Genomic DNA, 1,704 nt, shown 5'->3' with positions numbered 1-1,704 from the left:
AAGGGTGCGCGGAGTGCGGTCAGGTAGGCGGGTCCGCCGTGGGAGGCGGGGAAGAGTTTGACGGCGAGGGCGCCGTGTCGGGTGGCGGCCATGATCTCGCCGGGTGTGAGGGCGCCCATGAGGACGGGTGGGTGTCCGGGGCCGTGGGGGAGGTCGGTGACGAGGCCGGGGGTGACAAGGAAGCCGGCGCCGGCGTCGGTGGCGCGGGCGGCGTCGTCGGTGGTCAGGACGGTGCCGGCGCCGAGGTCGGCGTCGGGTCCGAGTTCGCGGCGGGCCTGTTCGATCACCCAGAGGGCGTCGGTGGTGGTGAGGGACACCTCGCTTGCGGTGAGGCCCTCTTCGGCGAGGGTGAGTACGGTGCGCAGGGCGGCGTCGCGGTCGGTGCCGCGGACGATGACGAGGGTGCGGTACGGCAGTTCGGCGGGTCTCATGGAGTGCCTTCACGGGACGGGGAGGGTGTGCGGCCGGCGGTGACGGTCAGCTCCCAGCGCAGGTCGCCGGCGGCGGGGACGACGGCCGCGTCACCTCGGCCCGCCTCTGCGAGGTCGAAGACGGCCCCGAGCATGGGTTCGACACCGATGCTGCGGTAGGGGCCGGTGGCCGGGTAGCCGCCGAGGTTGCGCCACAGCGCGACGGACACCGGGACGTCGGCATCGGCCCGGAGGACGAGGCGCAGGGTGTCCCGGCCGTCGACGACCGACACGTCCGCGCAGTCGGTGAGGACGGCGCCGACGGCGGTGCCGTCATCGGGGCCGAGGCGGTCCAGGGGCAGTCCGAGCGGTGCGGGCCAGCGCCCGGTGAGGTGCGGGGCGTTCGCGGGCCACGGTCGGTCGATCAGGGGCGCGGCCTCGGGGAAGACCCGGGTGGCCGTTCCCGCGGGTGCGACGAGCCGGGCTCCGGGCCCGACGTCGAGCAGCGCGTGGGCCGCCCAGAGGAAGCGGTACCCGGGGTCCGCCGACAGGCGGTAGGAGGCGCGCAGGGCCCCCGTCCGGTCCTGCCGCAGGCTGCGGCGCAGGACGAAGTCGGGATGGTCGAGCACGTCGGTGTCGCCGTCGCGCCGCCAGGGCCGGGACCAGGCGTCGCCGTGGTCGGGGGTGCCGCGGACGGTGGGGAGGCACTCCTCCAGACCGCCGGCGTCGACGAAGGCGTCGCCGGGTCGGACGGTGTCGCGGGCGGGGCAGTGGCGGTGCCAGAGCCACTCGCGTCCGCCGCCCCGCAGGCTGGTCCACCGGCCACCGTTGCGGGGGTCGGTGGTGGCGGTGAGGGGAGTCGGGTTCACCGGGAGCTGGTTCACCATTCCGCGAACCCGCCGTCCTCGTGGTACCAGACGGGGCTGCGCCAGCGGTGCCCGCGCTCGGCGGCTCGGCGGACGGCGGCTTCGTCGATCTCGATCCCGAGGCCGGGGGCTGTGGGGAGTGCGGCGTGTCCGTCGGTGAAGCGTAGGGGTGCCGTGTCGAGGAGGTAGTCGAGGACGTCGCCGCCCTGGTTGTAGTGGATGCCGACGCTCTGTTCCTGGATGAGGAAGTTGGGTATGGCGAAGCCGAGTTGGATGCTCGCGGCGAGGGCGATCGGGCCGAGGGGGCAGTGCGGGGCCATCGCGACGTCGTGCGTCTCGGCGAGGGCGGCGATGCGGCGGACCTCGGAGATGCCGCCCGCGTGGGAGACGTCGGGCTGGGCGACGGCGATGCCGGTGGTGAGGACGTC

General features: G+C 74.8%; 3 protein-coding genes. All 3 read right to left on the bottom strand.

Annotated elements, in window-relative coordinates; genetic code table 11:
* A partial coding sequence (locus ABZY91_RS41990) for a bifunctional 4-hydroxy-2-oxoglutarate aldolase/2-dehydro-3-deoxy-phosphogluconate aldolase (protein WP_355409513.1) occupies nt 1-431 on the bottom strand: 431 nt, incomplete at its 3' end.
* Nucleotides 428-1,297 (bottom strand): hypothetical protein, encoded by an 870-nt coding sequence (locus ABZY91_RS41985; protein WP_355409511.1) that lies wholly within the window; start codon nt 1,295-1,297, stop codon nt 428-430. The genes ABZY91_RS41990 and ABZY91_RS41985, both read right to left, overlap by 4 nt.
* Nucleotides 1,291-1,704, bottom strand: a 414-nt coding sequence (locus tag ABZY91_RS41980) for an enolase C-terminal domain-like protein (RefSeq protein WP_355409509.1), incomplete at its 5' end; no start/stop codon positions are given. The genes ABZY91_RS41985 and ABZY91_RS41980, both read right to left, overlap by 7 nt.

The sequence above is a fragment of the Kitasatospora sp. NPDC002965 genome (assembly GCF_040611255.1).
Classification (GTDB): domain Bacteria; phylum Actinomycetota; class Actinomycetes; order Streptomycetales; family Streptomycetaceae; genus Kitasatospora.
Note: the sequence above shows the minus strand (reverse complement) of the source record. Positions and strands in the feature narration are given on the sequence as shown.